This window comes from Neobacillus fumarioli NBRC 102428 (assembly GCF_001591485.1).
In the GTDB taxonomy this organism is placed as follows: Bacteria; Bacillota; Bacilli; order Bacillales; family Cytobacillaceae; genus Neobacillus; species Neobacillus fumarioli.
This window is the reverse complement of the sequence record NZ_BCUZ01000132.1, coordinates 1-7,435: the sequence shown is the minus strand read 5'-3', so window position 1 is coordinate 7,435 and position 7,435 is coordinate 1. Positions and strand designations below refer to the sequence as shown.

At 38.4% G+C, this 7,435-nt stretch carries 7 protein-coding genes; 5 read left to right on the top strand and 2 right to left on the bottom strand.

The genetic code is table 11. The annotated features are described in order from the left end of the window. Nucleotides 1–39 precede the first annotated feature (39 nt). The gene (locus tag BFU02S_RS13730) at nt 40–1,152 is read right to left on the bottom strand and encodes an alanine/ornithine racemase family PLP-dependent enzyme (RefSeq protein WP_066371729.1); all 1,113 of its coding nucleotides are present in this window, start codon (nt 1,150–1,152) and stop codon (nt 40–42) included. Then, a complete protein-coding gene (locus BFU02S_RS13725; protein WP_066371727.1) occupies nt 1,149–2,246 on the bottom strand; it encodes an N-acetyltransferase DgcN family protein in 1,098 nt (365 codons plus the stop codon). The genes BFU02S_RS13730 and BFU02S_RS13725 overlap by 4 nt, the downstream gene beginning before the upstream one ends. 432 nt (nt 2,247–2,678) lie before the next feature. On the opposite strand from BFU02S_RS13725, the gene BFU02S_RS13720 reads away from it, so the two are divergent. From BFU02S_RS13720 to BFU02S_RS13700, 5 genes are all read left to right on the top strand, one after another. Then, nucleotides 2,679–3,092, top strand: coding sequence for a helical membrane plugin domain-containing protein (locus BFU02S_RS13720; RefSeq protein WP_439951014.1), 414 nt, complete (start codon nt 2,679–2,681; stop codon nt 3,090–3,092). A 36-nt stretch (nt 3,093–3,128) separates the two neighbouring features. Beyond that, nucleotides 3,129–4,307 carry an NAD(P)/FAD-dependent oxidoreductase gene (locus BFU02S_RS13715; protein ID WP_066371722.1) on the top strand — a complete coding sequence of 393 codons (1,179 nt, stop codon included), beginning with the start codon at nt 3,129–3,131 and terminating at the stop codon, nt 4,305–4,307. A 112-nt stretch (nt 4,308–4,419) separates the two neighbouring features. Continuing rightward, nucleotides 4,420–4,848 carry a MarR family winged helix-turn-helix transcriptional regulator gene (locus BFU02S_RS13710; protein ID WP_066371720.1) on the top strand — a complete coding sequence of 143 codons (429 nt, stop codon included), beginning with the start codon at nt 4,420–4,422 and terminating at the stop codon, nt 4,846–4,848. A 270-nt stretch (nt 4,849–5,118) separates the two neighbouring features. Continuing rightward, the gene (locus tag BFU02S_RS13705) at nt 5,119–6,750 is read left to right on the top strand and encodes an MFS transporter (RefSeq protein WP_066371714.1); all 1,632 of its coding nucleotides are present in this window, start codon (nt 5,119–5,121) and stop codon (nt 6,748–6,750) included. A 29-nt stretch (nt 6,751–6,779) separates the two neighbouring features. Continuing rightward, on the top strand, nt 6,780–7,415 hold the full coding sequence (locus tag BFU02S_RS13700; RefSeq protein ID WP_066371710.1) for an HlyD family secretion protein: 636 nt from the start codon (nt 6,780–6,782) through the stop codon (nt 7,413–7,415). Nucleotides 7,416–7,435 lie beyond the last annotated feature (20 nt).

The following is a 7,435-nucleotide window of genomic DNA, read 5'->3' as shown; positions in this document are numbered from 1 at the left end:
TTACAAAAAATCGGGGTTGAAGGATATGAAAATTTCAATCTAGGCCGATGTCTTTTTTAAAGAGTCACACTTTTCAGATGATTGGTGTAAGTATTTTTTGTGCGCATATGGCGATGTCATGATAGAAAGTAAAGCTCCGTAATTGAGAGAAAACGCAACTTCATCGCCAGGTTTCATGGGAATATGCTTTGTATTTAGGATGATGTGGTCGCTGCTTGCGCCCAAAATTTCAACAGGAAGCAAAGGGGTTAAACCCGGGACCCATACATCCTGCCTTCCAACCCCAGCAATTGCCCGTCTTATCAAACCACGGTCTTCAAAGGACACACTTTCACCAAATGCATTTCTTCCTCTAATTCCTGATGAGACAGATGGTTTGAGTTTCGATTCAATGATTTCCGCAAAGAAGCAAAAAGCATCAGGATATAGTCCAGGGATTATTTTTCCTGAAGCAGGATCTCGTCCCAACAGAATAGATTCCCCAATGCGAATATTATTTACCAACCCTATATCATTGGTTTTCATTAGCCAAGTATAATTTGCAGAGTTTCCTCCAGAAACGATGGGCAGCTTTATATGAAATTCCTGTTGAATCTCGCTGACAAAGTCGGAGAACTCCTGCATCTTTTTCTCTGTTGGAATAACTCCTCCAAAGCAGGCGAAGTTAGTTCCAATACCGGCCAGTTGGATTCCTGGCAGCTTTAACACTTCACGAATAAAGGAAGGAGCATCTTCCTTTAAAATTCCCTCTCTTAAGTCACCCATTTCTACCATTATGATAATGGAGTGTATTTTGTTTTGTCTGATCGCTTCTGCTGACAGAGCCTGAATAATTTCAAGTTCTGTATTCATACTGATATCAGCAAACTCAACCACCTGCTTTACTTCACTTAGAGCAGGTGTCCGCAATAACATAAACTTAGCTTTTAATCCGGACGTTTTCATTTTTTTGATGTTGGCAATCTTTGAATCAGCTAGACTAGTAATCCCCGCTTCCACTAACGTTCTTGCTACTTCAAGATTGGCACTGACCCCTTTGACAACTCCTGTAATCTGAATCCCTTTTTCGCCATATAATTTCTTTAATACTTTGGCATTATGGCGAATCTTTTGCAGGTTAATTTCAATTCTTGGAGTGATGTTACTGGTCATATGGCGACCATTCCTAACATCTCTTTCTGTTTTTGCTTTAAAGAAGGGAAAAATTCAATAATGCTGTCTGCCACTTTTTCAGGCCCTTTTATTAAAACATCTGTAACCGGTAATTGGAATTGCTGCTCATATTCGAGGATTGTTCTTTCAATTTCCTGTTCCGTCATGTCTTCATGATTTAGGGTGATTGCGATGACCTTTGTCTGACCAAAATATTCAATGAGTTCCAACTCACTTCGAAGTGAAGGCATGTTCATAAAAGGAAAATCCCCTAAAGCTTTTCTTTTTGGCGGATGCTGTAAAATCACCGCTTTTGGCCGTGTTCCTTTTAATATACTGCAAGAGCTGGCATATGCAGGGTGGCTTAATGCTCCCTGTCCTTCCACTAGGATGACATCAGGTTTTTCGTTTTTGTAGGCCTTCATGATTTCGTTTTCTAATTCACCAATCACATATTGCATTGGAAAAGCATCAACGGCAAGCCCATATGAGGCTCCTTGTATTAATCCTGTTTGGCCTGTGGCAATAAAAGTAGTTCGAAAACCTCTTCGTTTTAATTCTTTTTCCACCATCATAGCGGTTGTCCGTTTACCGCAGGCGCCATCTGTACCCAGTACCGCAACAATCGGGGTTTCAATTTGGAGAATTCTCCCGGAGAACATTTTCCACTCTTTCTTCGGTTTTGGTTTACGAATATCATGGATCGTTACTCCATGCTTCTTCGCATATTCAACCATTTCTTCATCCTCCGTTAGGAATTCCTGAAGCGGGTTGATGATATTCATTTCTGCTTCTATTGCCTTCTTTATGATCTCTCTTTCACCTGCTTGCAAAAAAGCATTGGAAGGAGCAATGCCAAAAATAAAATACTGTGGTCTTACTTTTGAAACCGCTATCGCTTCCTCCAGATTGGTACAGATTGGAATCCCGTTTCGTTTCTTGTCCAGGTACTCACCTGCATCTTTTCCGGCTTTCGTGCTGTCGATCACAGCAACAATCTGATAATATCCAGGGTCGCGTATTAGCCCGTTTGCGGTCTTTCCATCCATGGTCCCAAATTGATTTTCACAATAAATGATTGCTCGTTTTTCCATTAACGATACCTCCGTCTAATGTGAATTCAATTAAGTCATAAAATAGAACACCCTTAAGGATTCAAAAGTAATGTACCACTAAAACATTTTTTGTTAGCACTCGATACTAACGAGTGCTAACAGCACTTAAAATATACAAAAAAATATTAGATAATTCAATATTTTAGCCCGCAAAATTTATGAAAAAATATAACATTATATTAAAACATTAAACTAGGATAGAATCAATATTTTTTTACTATAATTATTAGGGGCTGATTAGCGTGAAAGGAAGAATCTTGAATATTAAAACTCAAGCAATCCTCTTGAAAAAAATAGATAATTAGTTTATCATTTCACATGGTAAATAAAATTATTCGTAATTTTTTTTAGAGATTTGAAACGGTAGAAAATTTTTCGGACAAGAAAGGGGATTTCAACATGTTAGAAGTTATGGATAGACCAAAGACTGAAGAAGAATTGAAACAAGAAAAACTTGACGTGCTTGACCAGTTATTAAAACCCGAAGTTCAGGATTCATTAACAACTTTGGTTGAACAGCTTCCCAAACTGACTGAGCTTGTGAATTTGTTAACGAAGTCATATAACTTTGCCCAAGCTGTTGCAACTGATGAAGTATTGAAAAATGATACAGTTGGAGCCATTCAAGAAATTGTAGAACCCGTTAAAGATACTGTAAAGCAAATTGCTGCTACTGTGATCGAAGCGAAAGACCGTGCTGAAGAAAGCAATGAAGTCATCGGTCTTTTTGGACTGCTCAAAATGATTAAAGACCCGCAAGCCCAAAAACTTTTCCGTTTCTTAAGCGCTTATCTTGAAATTTCCGGACAACGTTCAAGCAAATAATTTAAACATTACATCCATTAGGACGGGGGAGATCTTATGTCTAAGAAAGTTGTTATATTAGGTGCCGGTTATGGCGGACTGTTAGCCGCAATTAATGTTCGTAAATATTTAAATAAAGATCAAGCAGAAGTTACGGTTGTAAATAAATACCCAACACACCAAATTATTACTGAACTGCATCGCCTAGCAGCAGGAAATGTTTCCGAGCAAGCTATTGCAATGCCATTAACGAAACTTTTCAAAGGAAAAGATATCAATCTTAAAATTGCAACAGTTGAATCATTCTCAGTGGATCAAAAAGAAGTGAAACTTTCTGATGGCTCTTCTTTAACGTATGATGCGCTAGTTGTAGCATTAGGAAGTATCACAGCTTACTTTGGTATCCCGGGATTAGAAGAGAATAGCATGGTATTAAAATCAGCAGATGATGCTAATCGCATTTATCATCATATTGAAGAGCATATTCGTAAATATGCACAAACAAAAGATGCAGCAGATGCAACAATTGTCATTGGAGGCGGCGGTTTAACGGGTGTTGAACTTGTTGGCGAAATTGCGGATATGATGCCGACACTTGCAAGAAATTATGGTGTGGATCCTAAAGAAGTAAAACTTCTTCTAGTTGAAGCAGGTCCGAAAATTTTACCGGTATTGCCAGATGAATTAATCGAGCGTGCAACTACAAGCCTCGAAGCACGTGGTGTTCAATTCTTAACAGGTCTTCCTGTAACAAAAGTAGAAGGCAATGTGATTGAACTAAAAGATGGACAAAAAATTGTTGCCAATACGTTCGTTTGGACTGGCGGTGTCCAAGGCAATCCGCTTGTAGCAGAATCTGGCCTTGAAGTAAATCGCGGCCGTGCAACTGTTAACGAATACCTGCAATCTACTTCCCATAAAGATGTGTTTGTTGTTGGTGACAGTGCTGTTGTCTTTGGCCCAGATGGACGTCCATTCCCGCCAACTGCACAAATTGCATGGCAAATGGGAGAACAAACAGGATATAACGTCTATGCGTTCTTGGAAAATAAATCCCTTAAAGAGTTTACACAAGTGAACTCCGGAACCCTTGCAAGCCTTGGACGAAAAGATGCCGTTGCTACAATTGGTGCCAACGCAACTCAGCTAAAAGGACTTCCAGCTTCATTAATGAAAGAAGCAAGTAATGTTCGTTACTTATCACATATTAAAGGATTATTCAGCTTGGCTTATTAATTCAGCAAAAACCATAGTGTTTCGTAACTATGGTTTTTTGTCTTTTATGCCTAATAAAAATTTCCCACTATGATATAATGGTAAATAATCTTGCTTTATAGGGGGAAGGTCTTTGAATCTCGACTCACTTCAATCGATTGAATATGAAATTGCCTTGTTGGTACGGCTGACAACAGCTTACAGCCCAAAGCTGGGCAAGCTGGATCGTTCCGAATATCTCATATTAAGCGAGCTTAATGAAAAAGGACCGCTGGCCATTAATGTGATTGCTGATACATTAATGTTAAATATATCAACTGCGAGCAGGCAGGTGGGTGTTTTAGAATCTAAACAATATATCAAACGATACCCAGCCCCGGAAAACGGAAGGATTAGCCTGATTGAAATCACAAAAAAAGGACAAGATATCCTTCAAATTGTACAAAAAGCCCGCTATGATTTTTATTCGGAAGCACTAAAAAACTGGTCGACGGAAGAACTGAAACAATTGGAAAAAAACTTAATACGCTTAAATCAAGATTTTAAACAACATAATAAATAATTCTTTTGAAAAAAGACTTGTGACAAGCTGTCACAAGTTTTTTTATCAGTCACTAGTAAAATTTCTTTTACCGTTCGAGCCCCTTTTTCTTCCTTACGGGCAATAAAACCGTCTAATAGGGATGCAGCAATCTTTTTTCTATGATAATTTTTTCACTTCAAAAACCTCTATGATTTTTTAAATATATATTGTATAATACAACTTGTGCTATGCAATATATAGAGATAACTTCAATACAATCATTTTCAAAAGATGAAAGGAGGAAAATGAATGAGTCAGAAGTTGAATTCATCGGCTTCAGAAAGCGAAAAGATTGCTGTCCCGCAATATTTGATTATATCGGCCTTAACCATCCTTAGAATTGGACCACAGTATTTTTCTAATCTGTCGTATATTTTAAACCAAGGTATTATCCAAAACGTACTTGAAATCGGTTCGAATCATTTACTGATACCATTAACACTGTCGAATTTGGCGTTTGCGCTTGGAGTGCCCTTCGGCCCGTTACTCACCAGGAAATTTGGGTTAAGAAGAAATTATTTATTGTTTATATTTATTTTCTTATGTGGCTCAATTGTTTCTACTTTATCTTCCGGTTTGGTCATTTTAACTATAGGGAGAGTCATTCAAGGGTTGAGTGCGGGAATGCTGTTCTTAACCATCTTGCCGGTTAGTTTGAGATCCTTTCCAAATGCCATCCGAAATACATTTTTGTTTATGGTCATAACAGGATTATTTGGAGCAAGTGCGATTGGAGCTTTATTTGGTTCCATTTCATTAAGGGTCGATGCATGGCGCTGGTTATTTATATTAAATGTCGTATCATCTGTCTTATGCTTAATCATTGGTTTTTTAACATTGCCGAAAAACGTGCATGAGCATGATCATAGTCCGATCGATAAAACAGGAGTATTTTTGCTGACATTGATCATGGCCGTGTTAGCCTTTCCGTTATGCAACTTGGTGGAAAAAGGCATTACTTCCGTTTATGTTTGGCCATTCCTTCTTGTTGGATTCATGTTGGTCATTTTGTTCATATATGTGGACTTAAAAGCCAAAACACCAATCGTTCCATTTAAGTCTTTAAAAGCAGCGAAACCTATTTCAGGAACGATTATGGCTGTAACATCCCATGCTTCTCTGGTCGTTTCACTAGCCGGGATCAACGGATTTTTACGAAATAACATGGACTTGCCGTTTGTATATTTAAGTCATTTTTATTTGTGGTTCTTTGTTGGGATTGTATTTACTGCCATATTTAAAACGATTTTTTACGATAAATTAGGGGCCGGTATACTCGGTATCATTGGCTCACTAATTGTTTTATTTGTAAGCATGAAATGGAGAGTAATAGGCCCGGAAACTTCTTTAACAACCCTATACTTCGAAGTTGCCTGCCTAGGTGCCGGGATCAGTATGACGCTTGTTGCCGGTGCTCTTGGAACAGCACTGGCAGGTGACATCCATCAGGCAGCCATGAGGTCAACGACACTTCACTCCATTCGGAATTTTGTTGGGGCGGTTGCTTCACCCGTGATTGGCTGGTTTTTAACGGTACAAAATGCGGCCAATTATGAGGACATCAGAGGACATCTTGACCCAAACAGTTCAGAATTTAAATGGGAAATGACAAAATTAATCCATTCTTTTATGGAAAATCATATGTCCTTAACCGATGCAAAAAGTGCAGTAGTATATCAACTTGTGGCGAATGCGAAAAAGTCTGCCGTATTAGGTGCATATCATCATTTGTTTACCATTTTGCTTGTTTTAAGCATCATTATGCTAATTGGCTCGATTGGGAAAGCATTGACAGGAAAAGGGAGGGCGCTTGTTCAAAAACAAACCCGAATGCTCCTGCCATCACCAAAAGAGCAGGAAACACCAAAAACATCAGCATAATCATTTGAAATGATAGGAGAGATTAATGAATGAGTAAAACTCGGATCATCTTGATCAATATTATAGGTATGGTCGTAGTAGTAGGACTAATTGCTGCTGGCGCTTTTATCTTTTATGAGAATAAGAATTACGTGCAAACAGATGATGCGGTTGTATCAGCAGATATCCATCAGGTGATCGCACCAGCTTCAGGAATTTTGACAAATTGGGACGGAAAAGAAGGGGCAACTGTTTCTAGTAATGAAGAATTGGGCAAAATATCAAATGGTAGTCAAGGGATGTCTATAGACAGTTTAGTAGCAGGAACCATTATCAAAAATGAAGCAAAATCGAATCAAATGGTACAGGCTGGTCAAGTTTTAGCCCAAACAGCCGATATGAGTAATTTGTATATTACTGCCAATATCGATGAAAATGATTTGAAAAAGATTGAGGTTGGGGATAGTGTTGATATTACTGTAGACGGGGATTCTGGAACCGTGTTTAATGGAAAAGTTCAGGAGATAGGCTATGCGACAAATTCACTATTTTCCGCTTTGCCGTCGCAAAATTCAAGCGGCACTTATACAAAAGTAACCCAAAAAGTACCTGTTAAAATTTCGATTCAAAGTCCATCCTCGAAAGTATTGCCTGGAATGAATGCAGAAGTAAAAATCTCGATCTAATCCATTTTTTATCCCCTTTT

Bases quoted from the DNA above. Each gene is read 5' to 3' on its own strand.
- BFU02S_RS13730 (WP_066371729.1), bottom strand. From the start codon at position 1,152: ATGACCAGTAACATCACTCCAAGAATTGAAATTAACCTGCAAAAGATT.
- BFU02S_RS13725 (WP_066371727.1), bottom strand. From the start codon at position 2,246: ATGGAAAAACGAGCAATCATTTATTGTGAAAATCAATTTGGGACCATG.
- BFU02S_RS13720 (WP_439951014.1), top strand. From the start codon at position 2,679: ATGGATAGACCAAAGACTGAAGAAGAATTGAAACAAGAAAAACTTGAC.
- BFU02S_RS13715 (WP_066371722.1), top strand. From the start codon at position 3,129: ATGTCTAAGAAAGTTGTTATATTAGGTGCCGGTTATGGCGGACTGTTA.
- BFU02S_RS13705 (WP_066371714.1), top strand. From the start codon at position 5,119: ATGAGTCAGAAGTTGAATTCATCGGCTTCAGAAAGCGAAAAGATTGCT.
- BFU02S_RS13700 (WP_066371710.1), top strand. From the start codon at position 6,780: ATGAGTAAAACTCGGATCATCTTGATCAATATTATAGGTATGGTCGTA.